We start from the raw sequence: 25,374 nt of genomic DNA, 5'->3' as shown, positions 1-25,374 counted from the left end.
AGCCGGAATACAGTTGAAAGTTACTTCGCTTACATATGCTTACGTCATAATATTTTTAAATTCCGAAAGCTGGGTTGATTAGTATATATATCTTAAATAAGCACCAGAAGCATAGCCTTCAATTCCATTTATACGAATTTTTAACCATTTGCCATCAATTGAGTAGTCAATTACTTCAGCATATTGATTTTGGTTTAGATAACCAACTATAGCAGCTGATGTTGATGGATTATTTCTTATATTTAGCTGATAGGCTTTATTTATAGCAACATATTTACCACTGGGAATAGAGGTAATTAGGTTGCCCCATATCCAACCGGCTTGTCCATTGTAACTTATTTGATACCAACCTGCTGAATAATCAATTAAATATACTATAGTGTCTCGAGGTGTAGTACCAATAATATATGAATCTGTAGAAGCTTTAGATCTAAAATTTGCTGCAGTAGTTACATTTGTTATTTTAGCAAATATACCAGCATTTACTGGATGAGGAATATTACTAGTGCTAGAAGAATCTTCAACTATATTTACATACCTTCCTGCAATATACCCTTTATTAATTTCATTCATACTTATAAAATATTTTTTAGTACCTTGTATGCCACCGTAAGTTTGATCTGGTGTGGATTCGTAAGTAAAAGCGCCATTAACTCCATTTAAAGTACCCCATTTATCAAAAATAACTACATGATCATAAGGTTTATCGAGTATATCCATATGTTTAATATCGTTTAGATTGATTTTAGTAAAATAAGTATCAAAAATAGATGAAGTTGACAACTTAGAGTCTTTTATATTAAAGGTAGCTTGTACAAAACCAGAACAATCTATACCAGCAGTACCAGAAATATATCCATAACCAGCATCGGTGTTAACGTTTCCGGTAAAGGCACCTTTATTCACAGCATCTAAAAAGTTCAGCCAAGGTGAGCCATAGGAATTTGAGTCAAGAGAATCTTGTCCACCCCAGTTGTAGGGAATACCAGTAGTTGTAACCGTTGTTGTATCTTTAAATTGGCTAGGTTGTGTGACACTCGAGGTATAATTAGCAGGCAAAGTTCCATTTTTATCAGCAGAGTAATTCCAAGTTAAATTAATTATATTTAACGCTCTTTGTTCTGATTCGCTCCTAGTTATAGATTGTTGAGAAGCAGCATTTACACTTTGAATAGGAGCAATTATAGAAGTAGCTAGAAATAGAGTGACTAATAACTTAGATTTAAATATCTTCATAAATTAATCTCCTTGTATCATTAATTTTGGGATTAAGTACAAATATAATTATATTTGGGCAATGTAATATAGGCAATACGCAAATAGTGGTAAAATGTTTTCAGGTTTACAATACTATAGTAAACATTGTTTAAACTTTTAAGTAATTGGGGGTACTGCTAGTAGTATTGATAGAATAAGATTAAGAAGCTATATTGTAATGTAATTGTACTACGTTAAAATTGTATGTTCGAAAGCTAAGTTAAATATAATAAACTTAAACTATGGAATATAAGGATAAATATACTTATTGAATTGTAATCTAATTTCATAAATAATTATAATTAGGATAAATACAAGTTATACTAGGAGGAAAAAATGATTACAATTAAAAAATCTTACGTAACATTTTATACAATTATGGTTTTGTTTTTTGCTTTAGTAACAAAGGTATCTGCAGCTCCAAATAGTGTAAGAATTGGAGGAGTAGATAGATATGAAACGGCAGTAAAGGTTTCACAAGATAGTTGGAATCAATCAGATTATGCTATTTTGGCTTCAGGTGAGGATTTCCCAGATGCTATTTGTGCTGTTCCACTTGCAAAAAAATATAGTGCTCCTGTCTTGATAACTAAAGGAAACAGTTTGAATTCTCAAGTATTTGATGAAATTAAGAGATTAAAAACTAAACAGGTTTTTATAGTAGGTGGGGAAGGTGTTATACTTCCTAGCATTGAAAAAGAATTAAATGATAATAATATAAATACGATTCGAATAGGTGGACAAGATAGGTATGAAACCAGTATAAAAGTAGCAAAGGAATTAGGACAAAGTGATGAAATTGTATTGACATATGGTGAAAATTTTCCGGATGCATTATCTATAGCACCTGTAGCCGCTATGAAAGCTATGCCCATAATTCTTACCAATACTGATGTTATTCCATATAGTGTTAAAGAATATATAAATGACAATGAAATAAAGAAGTGTTATGTATTAGGTGGTACTGGAGTTGTAAGTAGTAATTCTATAAAAAATATAGCAAATGTTAAAAGATTAAATGGAAGTGATAGGTATGAAACTAATTTAGCTATTATAAATGAATTTTCAACAGATTTAAATTTTAAAACTACATATTTAACTTCAGGAGAAGATTTCCCAGATGCATTATGTGGTTCTGCTGCTGCAGGAAAAAGTAATTCACCAATTGTATTGTTAAATACAAATTATTTTAAAGCTAGAAGCTTAATTAAGTCAAAACTAAGTGATATAGATTATTTTAAAGTGTTAGGTGGCAGTGGAATTATATCTGATAAACTTGTACAATCAATTTTATTTCCTACAAAAAGTGTACTAGCATATACAGCTTCTTACTATTCAGGAGATGACTTATCATATAAGTCTTTGGTTAGCTACTCAGGGTTAATCGATGGTATTGCAACGGATAGTTATAATGTGGATGGATTAGGGAATATAACTGGTAGTGCACCTCAAGAACAAATAGAATATGCAAATGCAAATAAGATCTCAACTTATGCTATGATATCAAATTCTTTTAATGGAAATATAACTAAAGTTCTGTTAGAAAGTGATCAAAATAGGCAAAATTTGATAAATAATATATTGGATGTTTTAAAGAAAAACAACTATAAAGGGGTAAATGTAGATTTAGAAGGTATATTTTATTATAACAGGGGTGAATTCACACAATTTATAAAAGACTTATATAATACACTTCATTCACAAGGCTTTGAAGTAACAGTATCGATTCCAGCAAAAATTGTAGACAATCCTAAAGAAGCTGGAACTGGAGCATATGATTACAGTGAGATTGGAAAATTTTCAGATAAAGTTATGATAATGACTTATGATGAACATTGGTCAGGTGGTTCACCAGGAGCCATTGCATCTATAGGATGGGTAGAAAAAATAATTAATTATGCAATTAATGTTATTCCTAATGATAAAATAATGTTGGGTTTAGCATCATATGGATATGATTGGTCATCAAATAGCAGTAGTGCAGATGCTTATACTATAAATCAAGCTTATAATAAAGCATACAAGAATGGTGTCCAAGTTAAATGGGACTCAACATCTAAAAGCCCATATTTCAATTATAATGATAACTATGGTGTCTACCATAGCGTATGGTTCGAAAATAGTACAAGCATTGGCTATAAACTAGACCTTGTAAATAACTATAATTTAGCTGGAGTTGCTATATGGAGATTAGGATTAGAAAATGCTGATTATTGGGATATGATAAACAAAAAACTTAATAATTAAATTAAAATGAAGCTTCATAAAGTTGCAGTGGAAGTTTGGATTTTAACTTTTATTCCGTGATATATGGTAAGTGGTTCATCACTGCTAAATGTTTTAATTATTCTAAAGCTTGAAGATTTGGAAAACCTAAGAACTTTGTCAAACTCGGTTCCCTCAGACAGGACTAAAGTTCTAAGGCTTTCCAAATCTTCAAGCTAAGAATAATACTAAAACAATTTAGCTTATGTGATGAACCACTTACCATATATAACTACATAAAAGTTAAAATCCAAACTAGTAACTTCAAGTTTATGTTTATAATTACATTGTTATAAGTAGTTTTAGTAAGTCAAAATTACATTTATAATCGCAACTTATAATGCTTAAAAATTAAGGCGTAGCTTGCTGATAGACTAATATATTTTATTTAAAAGCAAGTTACTTTCTACATTTATAGAAATACTTTAAAAGAGATTTATTATTTTTACATATTAATACTATACCATAAATTTATTAAAAAACTCTTCCACTTTACATAAAATAAACCCTCTTATGGAAAATTAATGTAAGAGAAGTTGGTGGAGATGATGTAAAAAGGCAGATATCATATCAGATATAGTAGAAGATCCCAAGTATTATGGTGGTAAAAAAAAGAAAAGTTTTAACTGAGGAGGTTGTAGAAAAAATAAAATGCCAACTGTTTTTTATAATCACATGCACTATTCTTTGAAAAAATTCAAGGTGTATATAGAACTATGGTTTATGACAATATGAAAGTTGCAGTAAAGAAATTTATAGGTAGAACAGAAAAAGAACCTACAACTGAAATAAAATCAACAATAGTTACAACTAACCTGTCTTTCGACAGATGAGGAGAGATATTTCAAGATCCAGTAATGACAGCGGCAATGACTGACATACTTACTTATAAGTCATACATGATTAATATGAATGGTAATTCTTTTAGGTTAAAAGAAACTAAAAAATGGATTAAAAATTTGTCTAGTTAATAAATTGTTTCTATAAAAAGTGGAAGCGTTTTTGAGTATAATTTGGAAGAAATTTAATGTATAAAATATATTATGAAAGCTGAGCTTTCTATTGAGAGTCATGCAATAATGTATTATGTGTATACGCAATGCACTAAGAAGTAACTTTCAACTGTATGGAGACTGATATATGCTGTGAAGGAAGATGTGAACTTCTTAATGAAGTGAGTTTTCCTTCACAGCATATATCAGCCGGAATACAGTTGAAAGTTACTTCGCTTACATACGCTTGAGTCGCAATATGCTTATATAGAGTACTAAGTTACTTTGTATAATCCGTATAGTCTGGGTTAAACCATTTAATAGATATACTAGCTTTTCCAGCTTCATCTTTAGGATTTACTTGCAAATCATCACTGCTTATTTTAGTTTTGTTTAACAGCAATACTGTGTTTTCTGGATCATCACAATAAAAAGTAATTCCACGTATATTATCAATAGTAGGAGTGGACTTCCCGAATATAGGATCATCTATAGAACTTATATTAATATAAGTCTTACCATCTTCAGTCAACTTATTAAACATTAGATATTTATGAACATTAGCATAGTTTAGAAGCCTAGAAGTTTTGGCTACCAATATTTTATTATTAGTTTCATATTCTTTTAGTAATTTCAAAGATTGTATATTTTCTGTTTTAAACAAATATTCTGTGCTGACACCAAAATGTTGAGCTACTATGCTGTATTGATTATTATTTACGATGCTATCCAAGTTATCCTTAGTAAGCTGACGATGAATATGTTCTGGAGTCCATGTCCAATCCATTTTACCATCTACCATATTATTGGTATATCTATAAAATCCCCAAACTTTTTGTCCATCTCTCAAGGATAGCTCATAAAGTGGATAACTATGCCCAAAATTAGAATCACTTAAAGAATTCCATACATATTTAATACCATTTTGCATAGTTAAATCTGTATGGTAGTAAGATGAATTAGGATTATCACCTTGTTGGTAATTCATAAAATTTGAAGTGCCATGAGCACCAAAATTTTGTTTATTAGATTTGTTACCATGGTTTATCCAAATTGTAGGTTTAAAACCTAGGGAGTTTAAAGTATTCCAAGCATTTTCGGCTAAATTTCTATTAAAAAGGGTATTTTTTTCGTTTTTGGTTGAAAAGTCCCCAAAAGTATGAATAGAATCTATCCATCCTGAACGCATAAAATGAATCATTTCGTCAGCATTATGTTTTTCTGTTTTACTGGTTCCATTAAAAAATGTCATTATATGGTCTACTCCATGCCCCTCGGTATCAACTGTGGAGTTCATATTATCGCCCATATACATCCAAAATGAATCTCCAATATCTAAGCCTAAACCTTCACCATAAGGAGTTTTTTCCTTGGTGTTCAAAAATTTATGGTAAGTTTGAAATTCTTCTAAGGTAGCATCATCTATGTCAGAGCATATAGAAAGCATAGATTTAAATGGATATGGAAATTTTCTTATATCTTTATTTTCGGAATCCTTAGTCTCAGTATTAGAATTTAGTACACTCTTTGGTATACTATCTGCAGTTTTATTTTTTTTACACTTAGTTTTTTCAGGGTTATTAGCTGATACTTTTACATTATTAGATAGTTTTTTTGAATTGTAGAACTTAAATCCCCAAAAACAGGCAGCTAAAACTAGTAAAATAAAAAAAGCTGAAATCAGAAATTTAATTTTTCTGGCTTTTTTATATTTTTTTATTCTTGTTGGTCTTTTCATAAATATACATCCTTTTGTTATAAAATGATTACAATTATTTTATTGTTAAATTAAGGCAAAAAAATACTTAAAACACTACAAGGTGCTAGTCCACATTAATAAATATGACAGGCAACATAAGCAGTAACCCAAAATCTATGATTTGTTTAATTTAATTTTTCTTAATTTAACTAGATTATTTATTAATACTTATGCATCTTATTTGAATAGAAAATAGGCTATTAACAATGATGCTTATTAAACAAGACCATTATATAGCAAAGAATTAAAATTTACTAGTATTTGAACATTAAAATAAGGTTTTTTTAAGAATTGGCATATTTATAAGTTTAATTATAAACAAAAAAATTGAAACACTATTGATAAATATTCAAAAAGTATTGTATAATGATAACATAACAATTGTTAACGTTAACAATAAAGAAACATATGTATTAACTAATAATCATAAAATTATATTTTGATTATTGTTAACGATAACAATAATTAAGTGCAAAAATAAATATGGAGATGATAAGTTTGATTAATAACAAAAATGAACATGCTAGTATAAAAGAAGTTTTATGGAAAAATCATAAGGCTATCCGTTTTAACGCAGGTGGATATGAGGCGCTTATGGTACCAGAAGTAGGAGCAAATATAGTAGAATTAAAAAATGTTTTTAAGGGAGTAAGTATACTTAGAAGTCCCAATGATAATTTAGAATTTGAAAAATTTAAAGAAAGACCTCAAGTATATGGGATACCATTATTATTTCCGCCAAATAGAATAGAAGATGGGAAATTTAAACTAGGCAATAAGGTATATCAGTTTCCTATAAATGAGCCTAAAAATCATAACTATATTCATGGATTTATAAAAAATGATAAATGGGAAATAACAAAAAAAGAAATTATTTCTGAAGATCAAGTTGAAATAGAGGCCATTTTTAATTTTAATAAGGAGCATAGTTTTTATAAGTATTTACCTCATGAATTTCAATTTAAATTACTGTATAATCTTTCTAATAAAGGACTAAAACAAACTACAAGTATTATTAATCTAGGTAGTGAAAAAATGCCAATAGGTATAGGATATCATACAGCTTTTAATGTGCCTTACAATTTAGAAAGTAAAGATGAAGATTATAGAGTAATAATGTCCATAGGTAAAAGGTGGGTACAAGATGAAAGAAATTTACCAACAGGAGAAATATTAGATTTAACGGAAGCAGAAAAGAAGTATGCTAATGAAGGGGTAATGCCATTAGGATATAAAATAGAAGCTCATTATACACTAGAAAATATAGAGCTTGATGGATCAAAATTTCATGGTGCAATAATTGAAGATTCATCTAAAAATATGAGAGTTGTATATGAAATGGGTGAAGAATATAAACATATAGTTATATGGAATGATATGGGTGATAAGAAATATGTGTGTATAGAGCCTCAAACTTGTGTTATAAATGCTCCTAATGTTAGCTTAGATAAAGATATAACAGGATTTAAAACAATAGCACCAAAAGATACTTGGAGCGAAAAAGCACGAATATATGTTGAGGATATAGGATAAATAGTAAGGTTATATGGTAAAAATTATTTGAAAAAATTTTTTATTTAAATAATTTTGCACACGTTAACAAAAAACTATTGTAATTTTAAAAGAAAACGATTATAATAATATTAAATTAAATTGTTCACGTGAACAATTAGAAAAATAGTATGAAAAGTAGGGTGATTATAGTGAAAAAGTTTATGGACGAGAATTTTTTATTGGATAATGATACTGCAGTGAATTTATATCATAAATATGCAAAGGACATGCCTATTATAGATTATCATTGCCATTTAAATCCAAAAGAAATTTTTGAAAATAAAAAATTTAAAAACATAACTGAAGTTTGGCTTTATGGCGATCATTATAAGTGGAGAGCTATGAGAAGTAATGGTATAGATGAAAAATACATTACTGGAGATGGAACTGATTATGAAAAATTTATAGCGTGGGCGAAAACGTTGCCTATGGCTATAGGAAATCCTCTTTATCATTGGACACATTTAGAACTTCAAAGGTTTTTTGGAATATATGAAGTTTTAAATGAAAAAACTGCTCCTGAAATTTGGAATAAGACAAATGAATTATTAAATGGAGAGGGATTTGGAGCAAGAGACTTAATTAAAAAATCAAATGTAGAGATTATATGTACAACAGATGATCCGATAGATTCTTTAGAATATCATTTGAAACTTAAAGAATGTAAGGATTTTAATGTTAAGGTTTTACCAGCTTTTAGACCTGATAAAGGAATTAACATAAATAAGCAGACTTTTGTACCATGGATTGAAAAACTTGGACAAGCATATGGTAAAACTATAAATAGTTATGATGAATTTATAGAAGCATTAAAAAGCAGAATTGATTTCTTTCATTCAGTAGGATGTAGAGTGTCAGATCATGCACTAGATAGTGTGATATATGCAGAAGGATCAAAAGAAGAAATTAGAAAAATTTTCTTAAAAGCACTAAAAGGTGAAAAATTAACTGTAGAAGAAGTAAGCAAATACAAAACAGATGTTTTAAAATTCTTAGGAGAAAACTACGCAAAGTTAGGATGGACAATGCAGTATCATATTGCAGCCATGAGAGACAATAATACTAAAATGTTTAATAAACTAGGTCCAGATACGGGATTTGATTCTATAAATGATGAAAGCATTGCTTATCCTCTTTCAAGGATTTTAAATTTCTTAGAAACTGAAGATTTACTTCCAAAAACAATTTTATATACTTTGAATCCAAAAGATAACTTCGTTCTTGGAACTATGCTTGGAAATTTCCAAGGAACAACTGCTCCAGGAAAAATACAATTTGGATCAGCATGGTGGTTTAATGATCATAAAGATGGAATGATAGAACAGATGAAATCTTTAGCTAACCTTGGCTTATTAAGCCGTTTTGTAGGAATGTTGACTGATTCTAGAAGCTTTTTATCATATACAAGACATGAATATTTTAGAAGAATACTTTGTAATTTAATAGGTGGATGGGTTGAAAATGGAGAATATCCAAATGATATGGAATTTTTGGGATGCATTGTAAAGAATATATCTTATAATAATGCAAAAGAATATTTTGGAATGTAAAATTTAATAAAAAATAATTTGATCTTTACTGCGTTTATGGCGCAGTAAAGATTGAAAATAAATGTATACGATTTTAATAAATGTAAACGATATTATATAATAGGGGGAGTAAAAACATGGAGCAAAAAAAAGTTCAAAAAACTGGCCAAAAGTTAACCTTAAAAGAAAAGATATCTTATGGTTTTGGTGACTTTGGTAATGGGTTTATGTTCGATTTAGGACAGGCGTATCTTTCTAAGTTCTTTACAGATGTATGTGGCATACCAGCAGCAGCAGCAAAAAATATTTTTGTATATACAAAGATATTTGATGCATTTATGGATCCTATAGCTGGATCAACCGTTGATTCAAGAAAACCAGGTAAACATGGTAAATTTAGACCAGTTATGATGGTTTCCAGTATAATTCTTGCTATATTAACAATTGTAACATTTTTGATGCCTGGAACTACAGTTACTAGTAAGCTAGTGTATGCATATGCTGCTTATATGGTATGGGGACTTATATATTCATTTACAAATGTTCCTTACGGCTCATTAGCATCTGTTATGACTCAAGATGTTGATGAAAGAAGTCAAATGGCAACATATAGACAGACAGGATCTTTAGCAGCACAATTAATAACTGGTGTAGCATTTGTACCTATACTTATACATTTTTCAGATCCTAAAATAGGATATCCAGTAGCTGCTGCTATTATGGCTTTAATAGGTGTAATTTCATTTTATATTTGTTTTAGAAATACTAAAGAGCATATTCAATCTAAAGCAAAAGTACAAGAAAAAACAACTATGGGTGATTATGCTAAAGCAGTATTCACAAATAAACCGCTATTATGTTTAATTCTTATGACTTTATTTACAATATCAGCAATGAATGCAAACAATCAAATGATGATATATTATTGTCAATATGCGCTTGGAAATGTTAAACTTCAACCAGTTATAAACAGTATAATGATTGGATGTTCTATTCTAGGAATTGCCGCTATTCCTAAAATGGTTAAAATGTTTGGAAAAAAGAAAACTGCTATGATAGGTTTTGCAATTGGTATTGTTGCTAACGGATTGAACTTTATATTACCAGCAAACTTCTATGTATTTACAATACTTGTAACTATAGGATATGCAGGACTTGCTATTCCAAATGGTGTTACGTGGGCTTTTGTTTCTGATGCTATTGATTATGGTGAATGGCATACAGGAAAGAGAAAAGAAGGTATAACTTATGCTGCATTTAACTTCTCAAGAAAAATAGCTCAATCCATAGCAGCGTATATTACATTAGGAGCTTTACAATTAACAGGATATGTGGCAAATGCACATCAAACTGCAAAAACATTACTAGGAATGAAAGCAGTAATGGCATTATATCCAGCTGTTGCATTAGCTATAGCTGCCGTTGTAATTGGTTTGTTATACAATTTGTCAGATGATAAATATAGAGATATAGTAGCTGATTTACAAAATGGAAAATTTGAAAATAACTAATGTAAGTTTTACTTAATATAATTTTGTTCATTTTGCCAATGCAAGTATTTATGTTTTTAAAATATGAATACTTGCATTTTATTTATAGGTAAGTGTATTAAAAGTATATTTTGAAAGGAGGATTTAGTTTATGAAAATAAATTTTAATAGCTTTAAGAATATAAATATTACAAAAGGGATAATAGTAATGTGGTTAGTATCTTTAATAACAACTATTGTTATTGGGGTAATAGGGTATGTAAATACATCTAGAATGCATAATAATATAAATGATATGTATGTTAATATTATACCTAAGCTAAAAGATTGGGGTGATGTTAATGGTGACATGGGGGTTTTGAGAAATACATTAACTAAAATAATAGACAGACCATTTGAAGAACAAAATGAAAAGACAATGATTAGCTTAAATAATGACATAACAGCTATAATATCTAGAAATGAGATATCATCAAAAAATGATTCAGATGAAATAAAATTGGTTTTACAGATGAAGGAGGCATATGAACATTATTACTCTTTTATACCAAATATTATAGAACAAAGAAAAAATAATATAGTACCAGATAAACAAATAACAAATGTATATATGGGTAATTATGGAAATGATTTAGCTAAAAAGAATATTCAGCTAATTGACTACCAAAAGCAAAAAGCTAAAGAACAAAATGAAAAGTCTAAAACTTTATATTATAAAAATATGACTTTATTTATTATTATTTTTAGCATATCTATTTTAATTTTAACTATAATATCAATTATTGTTATTTTTATAATTAAAAATTCTATAAAAGAATTTATTGATAATTTATGTAAATTATCTGAAGGAAACTTTACAGTTAAATTTAATACTAAGCTTACTAATGAATTTGGCATAATGAATAAAGCATTAGAAAAAACAGTTATATCTATTTCAGATACAATTTCTTTAATAAAAAACGATTCTACAAATGTTACCAATCAATCTATATCACTTACAAATATATCAAAACAAATGCATCGTTATATAGAAGAAGTTTCAGCTTCAATTAAAGAAGTAACAAAAGGATCTTCAAGTCAAGCTGATGAACTTGTATTAATAAATTCAAATTTGAATTCATTTGGTGAAGAATTGGATGTAATAATGGAATCTATAAATGGAATTCATAATAATGCTAAAAGTATTAGTAGCAGGTCCAGAAAAAGTGATGTAGAATTAAGTAAACTTGCAAGTTCTATAAATAATATTGCAACATCTTATGATGAAGCAAGAAAAAGAATAAGTGAATTAACCAAAAGTATTGAAAAAATTACAGAAATAATCAATTTAATTAATAATATATCAGATCAGACAAATTTGCTTGCTTTGAATGCATCTATTGAGGCAGCTAGGGCTGGAGAAGCAGGAAGAGGATTTTCGGTAGTAGCAGATGAAATTAGAAAGCTAGCAGAGCAGTCAAGAAGTTCATCAATGGATATAAGTAATTTATTAAGTACCATTGAAGGTGAAGCTAATTTGGTTACTAAAACTACTGATAATGCTAATAATGAGCTTGTAGAACAACTTACAGTAATAAGTAGTAATATAGTTTCTTTTAGAGAAATAATAACTTCTATAGAAAGTATATTACCTGAAATTCAGGAAATGAACAAATCTATAGTACAAATTAATAGTAGGAAGGATCACATTATATCAAATGTTGAAAAAACTTCTTTAGTAGCAGAAGAAAATTCACAAGCATCTCAAGAAATTTCTTCCTCAACAGAAAAAATGACTATGTCATCTGATGAAGTTGCAAAAGCAGCAATATTACTAAAGGATATGATGAAGAAAATTTTAGAACAAGTTGAAAAATTTGTTGTATAAAGGTATATAATGTTTAAAGGGCTATATTGTATTACATGTAGTTTAGTTATACAATATATGATATTATCATAAAGAAAAATATATATTTGTTTTGAAAAGAAAGGTGGAACTAATGAGCGTAACAATAAAAGACATAGCAAAATTAGCAAATGTGTCACATACAACAGTTTCAAGAGCACTTAATAATAGTCCTTTAATAAATGAAGAAACAAAAAGTAAAATAAAAGCTATAGCAGAACAACTTAATTATGTTCCTAATTATATTGCAAAAAGCTTAGTGTTAGATAAATCTTATACTATAGGGTTATTTTTTTCCAGCATAAGCAGAGGTACATCCTCAGGATTTTTCTTTGAAACAGTAACAGGAGTAAATAGCGCTATAGAAGAAAATTATAATTTAGTTGTAAGAGGAATTGATAATTATAAGGATTTTACAGCTATTAATAAAAAGAGATTTGATGGAATAGTTTTAATGAGTCAAAGTGACAATGATAATTACTTTGTATATGATATAATGCAAAAAGGGATTCCACTAGTAGTTTTAAATAGAGAATTAGATGAGGAATCTTTAGTAAATATAATATCTGATGATAAGGAAGGTACTTTTAAAGCTGTAGAGCATTTGATAAAAAATGGGCATAAAGATATAGCAATAATAGAAGGAAAAAAGGAATTTAAATCTACTCAAAACAGAAAGAATGGATTTATGGAAGCTTTGATTCACTATAACATATCAGTACGTAAAGAATATATTGTTAAAGGAAATTTTGATATGAAAAGTGGATATTCTGCTATGAATAAGCTTATAAATTTAGATAAAGTTCCTACAGCAGTATTTTGTTCTAATGACGATATGGCAATAGGTGCTATAAAAGCAGCTTTTGATAATGGTCTTAGTGTTCCGAAAGATATTTCAATAGTAGGATTTGATGATATAGCAGTTTCAGAATATTCTACGCCATCGCTTACAACTGTGAAAAGACCCATAGAAGACATAAGTATAATGGGTGGAAAGAAGATAATCGATATAATAAATGGAGAAAGTAATAAAGGTGAAAAAATTTTTCTTAAGACAAAACTTGTAACAAGAGATTCAGTTCTTAAACTAAATGAAAATAACTAATATGATATTTAATATAGTAAAATTTTGATGTGATTATTTTTAATTGATAGTTACATCAAAAAAATTTTTTATATGTAAATTTTTTATTGAAAAACAAATGATAAATTAGATTAAAATATTTATAAAAAAATCTCTATATAAACTATTGTTAACGTGTGCAAAAAATAGTATAATAAAATAAAGAAATAAATATAAAATTTATATATAACTGAATGGTAAAAATTAAATTTAATTGCACACGTGAACAAAAATGTTAGGAGGATCCATTATGAAACTAAATAAAGAAATTTATAAAGAGTATAAAAAATATCCAGAAAAGATTTTACAATTTGGAGAAGGTAATTTTCTAAGAGCTTTTGTTGATTGGCAAGTTGACAAAATGAATATAGAAGCAGATTTTAATGGAAGTGTAGTAGTAATTCCACCTACTAAGAATGGAAAAGTTGATAAATTAAATGAGCAAGATGGCTTGTTTAACTTATATTTGCAAGGAATAAAAGAGGGAAAAGCTGTTAAAGAACATTTTGTAATAAATAGCATAAGTAGAGGAATTAACTGTTATAAACAATATGATGAATATTTAAAAGTGGCAGAACAACCTGAAATAAGATTTATATTTTCAAATACTACTGAAGCAGGAATTACATTTGATGAAAACGATAAAATGGAAGATAAGCCACAGAACAGTTATCCTGGAAAATTAACTGCATTTTTATATCATAGATTTAAGGCTTTTAAAGGAGAAAAAGATAAAGGGGTAATAATAATTCCTTGTGAGCTTATAGATAGAAATGGTGAAAAGCTTAAAAATATAATTTTGAAGTATGCAGAGCTTTGGCAGCTAGAAGAACAATTTGCAAGTTGGTTAAATGAGGCCAATACATTTTGCTGCAGCCTTGTAGATAGAATAGTTCCAGGATATCCAAAGGATACAATTGAAGAAGTGACAAAAGAATTAGGTTATGAAGATAGTCTTGTAGATGTTAGTGAACAATTTCACTTATGGGTAATTGAAGGACCTGAATGGATAAAAAATGAGTTTCCAGCAGATAAAGCAGGGTTAAATGTTAAATTTGTTGAAGACATGACTCCTTATAGAACAAGAAAGGTTAGAATTTTAAATGGAGCACATACATCCTTAGTACCAGTGGCATATCTTTATGGTTTAGAAACTGTAGGACAAGCAGTTGGACATGAGGTTATTGGAAGATATGTAAAGGAAACTGTGTATGATGAAATAATACCAACATTGGATTTGCCAGAAGAAGAATTAAAATACTTTGCAGGTGCAGTACTTGAAAGATTTGCTAATCCTTTCGTAAAACACTATTTAATGAGTATAGCACTAAATTCAATGTCAAAATTTGAAACAAGAGATTTACCATCCTTAATAGAGTATGTAAATAGAAAAGGAAAACTTCCTAAAAAACTATGTTTCTCACTGGCTGCATTAATAGAATTCTATAAAGGTAAAAGAGGAGAAGAAAAAATAGAACTAGCAGATAATGAAGATATTTTAAATTTATATAAATCCTTATGGGAAAATTATGATGGAACTGAAGAAGGATTAAAAAATATAGTAAGTACAGTTTTATCATATGAAAAGAATTGGAAAATGAATTTAAATGCAATTGAAGGATTAACAGACAGAGTAACTAACTACTTATCAAAAATTGAAAAGCTAGGAATTAAGGAAGCAATTAAAGAAGTTATGTAGAAAGTGAGAGGTAATGTCATGAAAAACGTTATTAAAATAAATGAAAATGATAATGTAGTTGTGGCTTTAACAGATTTAGAAAAAGGTGAAATTGTAGAAATAGATAATGAAAAAATTAGTATTAAAGAAGCTGTTAAGAGAGGTCATAAGATAGCTGTAAGAAAAATTAAATTGAATGAAAATATAATCAAATATGGATTTCCTATAGGCCATGCAATTTGTGATATACCAGAGGGTAAATGGGTTCATACACATAATGCAAAAACCAATTTAGATGGTATAAAAGATTATAATTTTAATCAAAGGCTTATTAAGAATGTATTTGAAAATAAAAACTTAACTTTTAAAGGATATAAAAGAAACAATGGAGATGTAGGTATAAGAAATGAACTGTGGATAGTGCCTACAGTTGGATGTATAAATGGCATAGCAGATAAAGTTATAGAAAAATTTAAAGCTGAGTTGGGTAATTTGAATATAGATAATACTTTAGTTCTAAAGCATAATTATGGATGCTCTCAACTTGGAGATGACCATAAAAATACTAGAACTATATTAATAGATGCAGTTAAACATCCTAATGCTGGTGGAGTATTGGTTATGGGGCTTGGATGTGAAAACAACAATATGGATGAATTTAAAAAGGCATTGGGAGAATATGATGAAAAAAGAGTAAAGTTCTTAGTTGCTCAAGAAGTTTCAGATGAAATAGAAGAAGGAGTCAAACTATTAAAAGAACTTTATGAAAATATGAAAAATGATAAAAGAGAAGAAGTACCTTTATCTGAACTTAAAATAGGACTTAAATGTGGTGGCTCAGATGGATTTTCAGGAATAACTGCAAATCCTCTTGTAGGAAAGTTTTCAGATTGGTTGATAGCACAAGGTGGAACCACAATTTTAACAGAAGTTCCAGAAATGTTTGGAGCAGAAACATTATTAATGGATAGGACTGAAAACAAAGAGGTATTTGATAAAACTGTTCACTTAATTAATGATTTTAAAGAGTATTTTATGAATTATAATCAACCAGTATATGAAAATCCTTCACCAGGAAATAAAGCTGGAGGAATAACAACACTTGAAGATAAGTCCTTAGGATGTACACAAAAGGCAGGTACAGAAACAGTAGTGAATGTGCTTAAATATGGAGAAACTTTGAAAACAAAAGGATTAAGCCTTTTGAGTGCTCCAGGAAATGATTTAGTAGCAGCATCTGCTTTAGCAGCAGCAGGATGTCAAATGGTTTTATTTACAACAGGAAGAGGAACTCCTTTTGGAAGCTTTGTTCCTACTATGAAATTATCAACTAATTCAGAGCTTTATAAATTAAAACCTCATTGGATTGATTTTAATGCGGGAACTTTGGTAGAAGATAAAACGTTAGACAGCTTATTAGAGGAATTTATTGAATATATAATTAAAGTAGCTAGTGGAGAATTGGTAAATAACGAAAAAAATGAATTCAGAGAAATAGCTATATTTAAAAATGGAGTGACATTATAGTAATTTTTTAATTATAGATTTGAATTTACATTTTGACTAAACTTTAGAAATAAAAAATAGATTAATAGGAGGAATTCATAATGATAGAAAAATTAGAAACTCTAAGAAAAATCACTGAAGTAGGTGTAGTTGCAGTAGTTAGAGCTGAAAATGCTGAAAAGGCAGAAAAAATTTCAAAAGCATGTATAGAAGGTGGAATACCAGCAATAGAAGTAACATTTACTGTTCCAGGAGCAGATAAAGTAATAACTTCATTAAAAGAAAAATTTACAGAGGATGAATTAATAGTAGGAGCAGGAACAGTACTTGACAGCGAAACAGCGAGAATAGCTATACTTGCAGGTGCAAAATATATAGTAAGTCCAGGATTTGATTTGGAAACAGCTAAATTATGTAATAGATATCAAATACCTTATATGCCAGGATGTATGACAATTACTGAAATAATTAGAGCAATGGAAGCTGGAGCATCTGTTATTAAAGTATTCCCAGGAAGTGCTTTTGGTCCAAGCATAGTAAAAGATTTTAAAGCACCTCTTCCACAAGCACCTATTATGCCAACAGGTGGTGTAAGCTTGGAAAATGTAGATCAATGGATAAAAAATGGATGTATTGCAGTAGGAGTAGGTGGAAAATTAACTGCTGGTGCAAATACTGGTAATTATGATGAAGTAACTAGAGTTGCAAGACTTTTCGTAGAAAAAGTAAAAGAAGCTAGAAGTAAATAGTTAAGGAGGATAACTTAGATATGAAAAAAGTAGTGACTATGGGAGAAATATTGCTAAGATTATCCACACCAGGATATGAAAGATTTACTCAAGCACAATCCTTTGATATAGTTTATGGCGGTGCTGAAGCCAATGTTGCTATATCTTTAGCAAATTGGGGAATAAATTCATGCTTTGTCACTGAACTGCCTGATAATCCAATAGGACAAAGTGCTATAAACAACTTAAAAAAGTATGGTGTTAATACAGAATACATTCATAGAGGTGGAGAAAGAGTAGGTATTTACTTCTTTGAAAAGGGGAATTCTGTAAGACCATCTAAGGTTGTATATGATAGAGCTAATTCAGCTATTACAAAGGTAAATGTTGATGCTTTTGATTTTGATGAAATATTTAAAGATGCAGATTGGTTTCATATTTCAGGAATAACTCCAGCTTTAGGAGAAAATTGTATAAGACTTGCAAAAAAAGCTGTAGAAGCAGCTAAAGCACATAAAGTTCCAGTAAGTATAGATTTAAATTATAGAAAGCAGCTTTGGGACATTGAAGAATTTGAAAGGGTAATGCCAGTACTATTAGAAGGTGTAGATGTTTGCTTTGGATGGCTAAGTAGTGTAGAAGGAAAACAAAGTGAATATAAGGTAGCTGATTTTTCAAAGGGAGAATTAGATGAGGAAAGATTTAAATCCATATTTGGAAATATGATAGAAAAATTTAATATAAAATATGTAGTGTCTACACTAAGAGAGAATTTTTCAGCTTCACATAATGCTCTTTCAGCTATAATTTATGATGGAAAAGAACTTTATAGATCAAAAAGATACGATTTTACTATACAAGATAGAGTAGGCGGTGGAGATGCTTTTGCTGCTGGATTGATATATGGATTAGTGGAAGGTAAAAGTCATAAAGAAGCCTTAGAGTTTGGAGTAGCAGCCTCAGTATTAAAACACACAATAGATGGAGATGCAAATATTGTTACGGAAAATGAAATATTAGAACTTGCAGCAGGAAATGCATCTGGTAGTGTACAAAGATAGATGAAATTTAATAATATAGATTTGTAGTTCATATAAGGACTCAACATTAAAATTGTTTTAATGTTGAGTCCTATATTTTTAGAGGACAATGAAGGTAAGTTTTCTTCCTTACGTCAGAAAACTAATTTATCTGATGGCTACGCCCCTAGATAATTTACCTAAAACTTAGTGGGATAAACAATTCCCACTAAGTAAGATTCATTGATTTTTAAAGCTTGTTTTGCTAACACAAAATGAGCTTTAAACTTATATTAGTCAGCACTGTTTCGCTTTAGCGAAACGAGCCGTCAAAAGTTTAATTAAAGATTTTTCGCAGCAAAGTGGAGAAAAATCATCCTTCACTGTCCTCTGTCAATTGTCCTCTGAAAAAGTTGAGTAAGTTAAAAATATAAACAATAAGGTTTATAATTGATTTTATATATGTTTATTTAAAGATTTAAAAAAGTTGTAATGAAATTAAGAATTATACGTATTAACATATGTGATTACTTAGCTAAGTAAAAAATAGGAAAAGGAGGTGTTTAAAAATATGGAGCAGTTTGCTTTATCTAATTCTTCAGATAAGAATCAAAGTAAAGAATTAGATTTAACCTATATTTTTGAAACCTACTACAAAAGGATATACAACTATATATATTACAGAGTTAATTCCAATGAGGAAGCAGAAGATCTGACAAGTCAGGTTTTTGAAAAGGTGATGTTAAAAATAGGTACTTATTCTAAAGATAAGGCGACCTTTGAAGTGTGGTTGTTTGCTATAGCAAGGAATGTTATAAATGACTATTTTAGAAGTTTAAAGAAACATAAAATATTTTCTATAGATAAAATTAAAGAATTAATATCAAAAGAAAATAATCCAGAAGAGATAGTATTAACAGCTGAAGCTAATGACAAACTTTTAAAAGCCTTAAAAGTTTTAAACAGCAAAGAGAGAAATATTGTGGCGTTTAAATTTGGAGGGAATTTAAAGAATAAGGAAATTGCAGAAATTTTAGAGCTTACAGAAAGTAATGTGGGAGTAATACTTTATAGGGTAATGAAAAAGCTTAAAGCAGAAATGGAAAGAGAGGTATAGCTATGAATAAAAAAGGTATAGAAGATAAATTTTCAACAGATATGGATGCTTATTTTAATGGTATAGAAAATGTAGATAAACCTCAAAATGGCGAGTACAATAAAATTTTAAATCTTGGAAAAGCCCTAGCAAATAAGGATTTTAGTAAAAATAGTAATAAGGAAGCTGTTTTTAGTAGAACTTTGAAAAATATAAATGAGAATAAAGAAAATAATGCTGTGAAAAGTTCAAATAAAATTAAGCGTATTGCTGCTGCAGCTGCATGCTGTTTAATAATATGTGGAGCTTTAAGTCAAACATCTTTTGCAAAAGGAGTATTAGAAAAAGTAATAAGTACAGTGTTTATTGGTGATAATGGCAGCAAGATCATGCAAGAAAAGGAATCTCCTAAAACGGATAAAAATGTTTATCGTCCTATACCGGATAAATTGAAAGGAAAGGTTTTTGACAAAAATGGCAAACCTATAACGAGATTTACTGATGGTACTAAATTTTATACAGCTAATGGAGAAAAAATTACTGGCTTTGTTAGTTCATCAAAAGATCCTAATAATGTTACAATAGAAACTGAAAAAAGCATGAAAGAGAAATTTCTAATAGTTAAAGATTCTAGCACATTAAATCAATATACTTGTTTCAAAGTTAAACTTCCTTCTTACTTGCCAAAAGATTATAAATTTGATAGAGCAGAGTTTATAAAAAATAAGGATGGAAAAGTTAGTAATCAATACATTTTTATATTTTTTACTAATAAAAAAACAGGCAAAGAGATTTTTATGTCTCAAAGAGTTTCAAATAATGATACTAAATTTGTAAGTTCAACAGATGGCAAACTTGAAAAAGTAAAAGTTAATGGAAAAGATGCTGCAATAAGTGATGATAGATGTATTGACTGGCAATATGATAATGTACTTTATGAAGTATTGGGTAATGGAGCATTTGGAAAAGATGAATTAATAAAAATTGCAGAGTCTGTTAAATAATTTGTGCAGTAAAAATAACAAGTTTTTATTTAACTCAACTTTCACACATACAAATTTGACTTAATATGAGCATAATGCGATGTAACGGTGCCATCACGGCTAAATGTTTTAATTATTCTAAAGCTCTCAAAAATTTTAAGCTAAGAATAATACTAAAACAATTTAGCTAATGTGATGACACCCTTATCATATATCACTGCATAAAAGTTAAAATTAAAACTAGTAAGTTCAGGTGTACGCACCTAATTACATTGAAATATATAATTTTAGTAATCTAAATTATATTTATAATCTAACTTATAATGCTTAAAAATTAAGGTGAAGCCTACTATTATACTAATATATTTAATTAAAAAACAAGTTATTTCTTATTTTATAGAAATATATCGAAAGAGATTGATTTCTTAGACTATTTCTTTATACAATTAGTAGTCAATAGATGAACTATTTTTCTACAGGTGTAAATGTCAAGGCCATATCAACATTTATAATAGGCTACGCCATAAATTGGTATCAAAAGCAAATAGAGTGTAACTATATAAATAAGTAAAAAGTATTACGAAAGCTACGCTTTTTTTATGAAGAACTATATCATAATGAATTATAAGCAATTCATCATAATTAGAAGTGTTGCATTTACTACACAACTTTTTAGGTGGAGGGAGCTTTGAATATATGGTGTATAAAAGCTTTTGAGAGAATTTTAGACATTAGAGCTCCTTGATGAACGGTTGGCTTTTATACACCATATATTCAATGCGGACTCCACCTAAAAAGTTGCGTCGCATAGTTTTTAAACTGCGAAAGTCCAGTTACTTATATAATGTAATAGTAAAAAAATTATATTGGAGTAAGGTTAGTGCTTAATATTAATTGGAGTTATTTTTAATTATTATTTCATCAGTATCATAAAGAAAACTTCTTGATGCACTTTCAATTTTAAATTTATTAGGAACACTGCGGCCTTTAAAAGTAAAATTTTCACTTACAACAGCATTATTTACTCCCATACCAGAATAACCTGCATTATTATAAATAGAATTTAAATTAGGAGATTTTTTTATTAAAGCGTTATAAATAGTATTTCTAGATGCTTGATCTTTAAATTGTACTTTTTCATTTTTGTAATGTGACTCGGAGCCATAATTATCAGTATTACTAAACCTAACTGGAATAATTCCAATACGTTCATAAATTCTATTTGTCTTATTATATTCAACGTTGTACTCCGTAGAATTATCTTTTTGTGTCATGGATGTAATTTTAAACTTTTCTCCATTAAAATCAAATTGCATTGGAAGTTTGTCTTTAGAAATTTCATATTCTTTGTTGTACCAATAATTAACAGATGCACCTACTAATCGTATGCCTATTTCTTTTACATTTTTGTAATATATAGATTTAAATTCTTCACCATGTACATATCCTGATGATCTGTAATCTGGTCTTTCTTCTTCATTAATGTTATCTGTATAGTTATTATCTAGCCTAACTGAGAATAATGGCCGCATTTCAGGTATATTTCCCTCTAATGGAGTAAAATCATATTCTAGAATAGTTTTAAGAATTCCTTCCTTTAAACTTTTAAGTTTTAATGTACCTATATTGAGACTATATTCTTTATTTATAGGGATATTTTTAACATTTTGCATAGTTATTTGTGTTTTTAAATTCCAGTTTACTTTAAAACTATCGTTTTTGGGATTAATAAATGAGCTTATTTTAGCTAGTATTTTATTATTATATTCAGTATTTTTGTATGAAATTTTGTCTATATTTATAGTTATAGGATTTTTTTGTACATATTTTAGTGCCTCTTTACTATCAATAAAAAGGAAAAAAGCTTTTTCTTTTTTGTCTGAGTTGTCACTTGAATCTGGTAGAGAGTATCCAAAAATATAGAAATTTTTATTATTTGCATCTTTAAAGCTTAATCCATCTATATAATATTTAGGATTAGATACGTTATAGATAACTTCTATACCTGTTTCATCTGCCATTATATCCTTTATAGTAAACTCTACATTTTTATATTTAAATGATTTATTTATTTTAGAAACATTATTATTTTGTCTAGCTAAATCTATTTCTTGTTTAAAGGGGATATTGTTGTAGTATTTGCTATATGCAAAAACTGATATTGGAAGCATAATTGCTAGGATTAAAATAGCAGCCGATGCATAAAAGTGCAGCTTCTTCTTTTTATATTCAACATGTTTTCTAAGTTTAGTTTCAACATTTTCCATTAATTTTTCAGGAATATTGTTAATACTCATTTTTTGCCCTCCCACTCTTTGATTTTAGAAAATTAAGAGCTCTATATATTTTTGTTTTAACTGTATTAATAGGAATATCCATAATTTCTGCTACATCTTGTATGGAGTAATCTTTAAGATATCTTAAAACCAATATTTCTCTTTCATCATTTTTTAATGTATTAAGTAAGCCTTCAATTACAATTTTATCTTCAATAGAATCATAAGAGAACATATCTCTAACTTTATCTATTTCTTTTTCTGATGAGATAACTCTATTTTCTCTAAATGCCTTTCTACATATGTTTATAAGTATTGAAGTAAACCAGCTGTAAAATTTATTTGGATTTTTTAGCTGTTTAATTTTTTCGAAACCTATTATAGCAGCTTCAGATATGCAATCTTCTGCATCATATGGATTTTTAGTATAGGTAAAAGAAATTTTATAAAATAATTCTTGTTTTTGTTTTAAAAGCTCCATAAATGCAGAAATATCTCCGCTTTTGCTTTTAAGCACAAGTGTTTCTATGTTCATTGTATACCTTCTTTCAAATGCTGCAGCACTTTTCTTTTTACATATGTTAGATGTTTTAAAGTAGGAAAAAGTTTCATCTTTTTTTAACACATTTAAATCTATTATAGTGTTAATTTTATTCAAGGACTATCAATATGTAAAATTTTGTTTCTTTCAATGAAAAAGTAGATTGAATTTGTAAATGGATTCAAGAATACAACTTAAGGAAACGAAATTGGTAAAACATATACTTTTTTGGTATATTGAGATATAATCAACTTAAGTTATTAAGAAATTATGAGGTGACTTTAAATGTTAAAGGAATATGATAAAGGTTATGTTATTTTTTTAAATAAATTAAAAGATAAAATAATTGATTCTCAGCAAAAGGCTGTAATGTCAGTAAATAAAGAATTACTTTTGCTTTATTGGAATATTGGAAATTTAATTTTGAATAAACAAGGTGAAGGAATACTAGAAGATTTAATTATTGACGAGTTATCAAAGGATTTAAAAATAGCATTTCCAAATATGCAGGGCTTTTCAGAGAGAAATTTAAGATGTATGCGAAAGTTTGCTGAAGCTTATGAAGATGAGGAATTTGTTAAAGAAGTTGCTTCAAAAATCAGTTGGTCTCATAACATAATTTTAATGGATGAAATTGATGATTACGATAAAAGGGTATATTACATAAATAAAATTATAGAAAATTCTTGGGAAAAAACTACACTTATTAAAGAAATAGAGTTTGAAAATAGTGAAGAAGAAAATTATGAAGAAGACAATAGTGATAAAGATATTGATGAAACATATTTTAATGAAAAGCAACATAGTAAGGTAGATATCAATGATGTTATTGAAGATAAACCTTTCGTAAATACTGTTGAGAAAACAGAATCTGAATTAAAAGAACTTTGGGAAGAGAAAGACGATCATATTGATGAAATGATATTAAAGCAGGATATATCAATTGAATTAATAAAAGATAAATATATGCTTGATTTTTTAACTTTCTTAGAAGAAGCAACAGAAAAAGATTTGCAAAAGCAGTTTGAAAAGCATGTTGTTGAATATTTTCTAGAGATTCATGCAGGTTTTTCTTTTGTAGGAAGTAATTTTCATATAGAAGTAGAAAAAGAAGATTATTATGTAGGATTACTATTTTATAATTTAGATATACGATGTTATGTGAATGTTGAATTGAAAATAGGTAATTTCAGACCAGAATATTTAGGTAAACTTAGTTTCTATCTTTCTTTGATAGATGATAAGTTAAAGAAAAATGAGGATAAACCTTCTATAGGTATTTTAATATGTAAAGATGAAGAAAGGCTAATTGTGCAGTATGCTTTTAAGGATGATGTAAATTCTGAAGAAGATAAAGAATACAGCTTGACACAGGATATTCCAAAGGAATTTAAGTCAGTATTGCCTACAGTAAAGAAAATAGGACTTGGAGTTAAAGAAAAATTGAAGGGTTAATTAATATATTATGTGACAATAAGGAAGAGTAAAAGTGATGACCTATAATGTTTATGCATATAGGTTATTATTTTTAAGATTGCTATGACAAATTATAGTTAAAATGGGAATTGCATTTTGTGTATAATAATAGTATAATAATATTATATTAAGTGATATTAAATATCTCTTAATATAATATTAAATCATATATCGATGCGATTTAGGTAAGCTTTAATTTATTTAGCTTGAAATTAAA

18 protein-coding genes are annotated in these 25,374 nt (G+C 28.3%); 14 read left to right on the top strand and 4 right to left on the bottom strand.

The annotated features are described in order from the left end of the window. Positions 1–78: 78 nt before the first annotated feature. Positions 79–1,236, bottom strand: a complete 1,158-nt coding sequence (locus tag EG57_RS0211155) for an SH3 domain-containing protein (protein WP_032077283.1) — start codon at positions 1,234–1,236, stop codon at positions 79–81. Positions 1,237–1,593: 357 nt separating this feature from the next. Between EG57_RS0211155 and EG57_RS0211150 the strand changes: the two genes are divergently transcribed. Both EG57_RS0211150 and EG57_RS27020 read left to right on the top strand, forming a co-directional pair. Beyond that, on the top strand, positions 1,594–3,504 hold the full coding sequence (locus EG57_RS0211150) for a cell wall-binding repeat-containing protein (protein WP_032077282.1): 1,911 nt from the start codon (positions 1,594–1,596) through the stop codon (positions 3,502–3,504). A gap of 857 nt (positions 3,505–4,361) precedes the next feature. After that, positions 4,362–4,493 (top strand): ATP-binding protein, encoded by a 132-nt coding sequence (locus EG57_RS27020; protein WP_278246463.1) that lies wholly within the window; start codon positions 4,362–4,364, stop codon positions 4,491–4,493. Positions 4,494–4,794: 301 nt separating this feature from the next. Here EG57_RS27020 and EG57_RS0211145 read toward each other — a convergent pair whose 3' ends face one another. Next, positions 4,795–6,252 (bottom strand): hypothetical protein, encoded by a 1,458-nt coding sequence (locus EG57_RS0211145; RefSeq protein ID WP_032077281.1) that lies wholly within the window; start codon positions 6,250–6,252, stop codon positions 4,795–4,797. A 510-nt stretch (positions 6,253–6,762) separates the two neighbouring features. On the opposite strand from EG57_RS0211145, the gene EG57_RS0211140 reads away from it, so the two are divergent. From EG57_RS0211140 to EG57_RS0211090, 11 genes are all read left to right on the top strand, one after another. After that, positions 6,763–7,806 (top strand): aldose 1-epimerase, encoded by a 1,044-nt coding sequence (locus tag EG57_RS0211140; protein ID WP_108849558.1) that lies wholly within the window; start codon positions 6,763–6,765, stop codon positions 7,804–7,806. 170 nt (positions 7,807–7,976) lie between these two features. After that, positions 7,977–9,377 carry a glucuronate isomerase gene (gene uxaC, locus EG57_RS0211135; RefSeq protein ID WP_032077280.1) on the top strand — a complete coding sequence of 467 codons (1,401 nt, stop codon included), beginning with the start codon at positions 7,977–7,979 and terminating at the stop codon, positions 9,375–9,377. A 116-nt stretch (positions 9,378–9,493) separates the two neighbouring features. Then, on the top strand, positions 9,494–10,867 hold the full coding sequence (locus EG57_RS0211130; RefSeq protein ID WP_032077279.1) for a glycoside-pentoside-hexuronide (GPH):cation symporter: 1,374 nt from the start codon (positions 9,494–9,496) through the stop codon (positions 10,865–10,867). A gap of 130 nt (positions 10,868–10,997) precedes the next feature. Then, complete coding sequence (locus tag EG57_RS0211125; RefSeq protein WP_032077278.1) at positions 10,998–12,713, top strand: methyl-accepting chemotaxis protein; 1,716 nt, start codon at positions 10,998–11,000, stop codon at positions 12,711–12,713. A 112-nt stretch (positions 12,714–12,825) separates the two neighbouring features. Further along, positions 12,826–13,836 carry a LacI family DNA-binding transcriptional regulator gene (locus tag EG57_RS0211120; RefSeq protein ID WP_032077277.1) on the top strand — a complete coding sequence of 337 codons (1,011 nt, stop codon included), beginning with the start codon at positions 12,826–12,828 and terminating at the stop codon, positions 13,834–13,836. Positions 13,837–14,104: 268 nt separating this feature from the next. After that, entirely contained in the window at positions 14,105–15,553 is a 1,449-nt protein-coding gene (locus EG57_RS0211115) for a tagaturonate reductase (protein ID WP_032077276.1), read from the top strand. A gap of 18 nt (positions 15,554–15,571) precedes the next feature. After that, complete coding sequence (locus tag EG57_RS0211110) at positions 15,572–17,059, top strand: UxaA family hydrolase (protein ID WP_032077275.1); 1,488 nt, start codon at positions 15,572–15,574, stop codon at positions 17,057–17,059. 80 nt (positions 17,060–17,139) lie between these two features. Further along, a complete protein-coding gene (locus EG57_RS0211105) occupies positions 17,140–17,787 on the top strand; it encodes a bifunctional 2-keto-4-hydroxyglutarate aldolase/2-keto-3-deoxy-6-phosphogluconate aldolase (protein WP_029162257.1) in 648 nt (215 codons plus the stop codon). 20 nt (positions 17,788–17,807) lie between these two features. Further along, a complete protein-coding gene (locus EG57_RS0211100) occupies positions 17,808–18,827 on the top strand; it encodes a sugar kinase (protein WP_032077274.1) in 1,020 nt (339 codons plus the stop codon). Positions 18,828–19,356: 529 nt separating this feature from the next. After that, positions 19,357–19,902: a sigma-70 family RNA polymerase sigma factor gene (locus EG57_RS0211095; protein WP_032077273.1), complete on the top strand. Its 546-nt coding sequence runs from the start codon at positions 19,357–19,359 to the stop codon at positions 19,900–19,902. A gap of 2 nt (positions 19,903–19,904) precedes the next feature. Then, positions 19,905–20,885, top strand: coding sequence for a DUF4367 domain-containing protein (locus tag EG57_RS0211090; protein WP_032077272.1), 981 nt, complete (start codon positions 19,905–19,907; stop codon positions 20,883–20,885). An 869-nt stretch (positions 20,886–21,754) separates the two neighbouring features. On the opposite strand, the gene EG57_RS0211085 is transcribed toward EG57_RS0211090, so the two are convergent. Further along, positions 21,755–23,161, bottom strand: coding sequence for a DUF4179 domain-containing protein (locus tag EG57_RS0211085; protein ID WP_032077271.1), 1,407 nt, complete (start codon positions 23,159–23,161; stop codon positions 21,755–21,757). Beyond that, a complete protein-coding gene (locus tag EG57_RS0211080) occupies positions 23,151–23,675 on the bottom strand; it encodes a sigma-70 family RNA polymerase sigma factor (RefSeq protein ID WP_032077293.1) in 525 nt (174 codons plus the stop codon). Before EG57_RS0211080 ends, EG57_RS0211085 begins: the two co-directional genes overlap by 11 nt. A gap of 291 nt (positions 23,676–23,966) precedes the next feature. Between EG57_RS0211080 and EG57_RS0211075 the strand changes: the two genes are divergently transcribed. Beyond that, on the top strand, positions 23,967–25,136 hold the full coding sequence (locus EG57_RS0211075) for a PDDEXK nuclease domain-containing protein (protein ID WP_032077270.1): 1,170 nt from the start codon (positions 23,967–23,969) through the stop codon (positions 25,134–25,136). Positions 25,137–25,374 lie beyond the last annotated feature (238 nt).

This window comes from Clostridium drakei, assembly GCF_000633595.2.
GTDB classification, from domain to species: Bacteria; Bacillota; Clostridia; order Clostridiales; family Clostridiaceae; genus Clostridium_AM; species Clostridium_AM drakei.
This window is presented reverse-complemented; position numbering and strand designations above follow the sequence as displayed.

Excerpts from the sequence above, each read along its gene's own strand:
- EG57_RS0211155 (WP_032077283.1), bottom strand. The coding sequence starts at position 1,236 with ATGAAGATATTTAAATCTAAGTTATTAGTCACTCTATTTCTAGCTACT.
- EG57_RS0211150 (WP_032077282.1), top strand. The coding sequence starts at position 1,594 with ATGATTACAATTAAAAAATCTTACGTAACATTTTATACAATTATGGTT.
- EG57_RS0211145 (WP_032077281.1), bottom strand. The coding sequence starts at position 6,252 with ATGAAAAGACCAACAAGAATAAAAAAATATAAAAAAGCCAGAAAAATT.
- EG57_RS0211140 (WP_108849558.1), top strand. The coding sequence starts at position 6,763 with ATGATAAGTTTGATTAATAACAAAAATGAACATGCTAGTATAAAAGAA.
- EG57_RS0211130 (WP_032077279.1), top strand. The coding sequence starts at position 9,494 with ATGGAGCAAAAAAAAGTTCAAAAAACTGGCCAAAAGTTAACCTTAAAA.
- EG57_RS0211125 (WP_032077278.1), top strand. The coding sequence starts at position 10,998 with ATGAAAATAAATTTTAATAGCTTTAAGAATATAAATATTACAAAAGGG.
- EG57_RS0211120 (WP_032077277.1), top strand. The coding sequence starts at position 12,826 with ATGAGCGTAACAATAAAAGACATAGCAAAATTAGCAAATGTGTCACAT.
- EG57_RS0211115 (WP_032077276.1), top strand. The coding sequence starts at position 14,105 with ATGAAACTAAATAAAGAAATTTATAAAGAGTATAAAAAATATCCAGAA.
- EG57_RS0211110 (WP_032077275.1), top strand. The coding sequence starts at position 15,572 with ATGAAAAACGTTATTAAAATAAATGAAAATGATAATGTAGTTGTGGCT.
- EG57_RS0211105 (WP_029162257.1), top strand. The coding sequence starts at position 17,140 with ATGATAGAAAAATTAGAAACTCTAAGAAAAATCACTGAAGTAGGTGTA.
- EG57_RS0211100 (WP_032077274.1), top strand. The coding sequence starts at position 17,808 with ATGAAAAAAGTAGTGACTATGGGAGAAATATTGCTAAGATTATCCACA.
- EG57_RS0211095 (WP_032077273.1), top strand. The coding sequence starts at position 19,357 with ATGGAGCAGTTTGCTTTATCTAATTCTTCAGATAAGAATCAAAGTAAA.
- EG57_RS0211090 (WP_032077272.1), top strand. The coding sequence starts at position 19,905 with ATGAATAAAAAAGGTATAGAAGATAAATTTTCAACAGATATGGATGCT.
- EG57_RS0211085 (WP_032077271.1), bottom strand. The coding sequence starts at position 23,161 with ATGAGTATTAACAATATTCCTGAAAAATTAATGGAAAATGTTGAAACT.
- EG57_RS0211080 (WP_032077293.1), bottom strand. The coding sequence starts at position 23,675 with ATGAACATAGAAACACTTGTGCTTAAAAGCAAAAGCGGAGATATTTCT.
- EG57_RS0211075 (WP_032077270.1), top strand. The coding sequence starts at position 23,967 with ATGTTAAAGGAATATGATAAAGGTTATGTTATTTTTTTAAATAAATTA.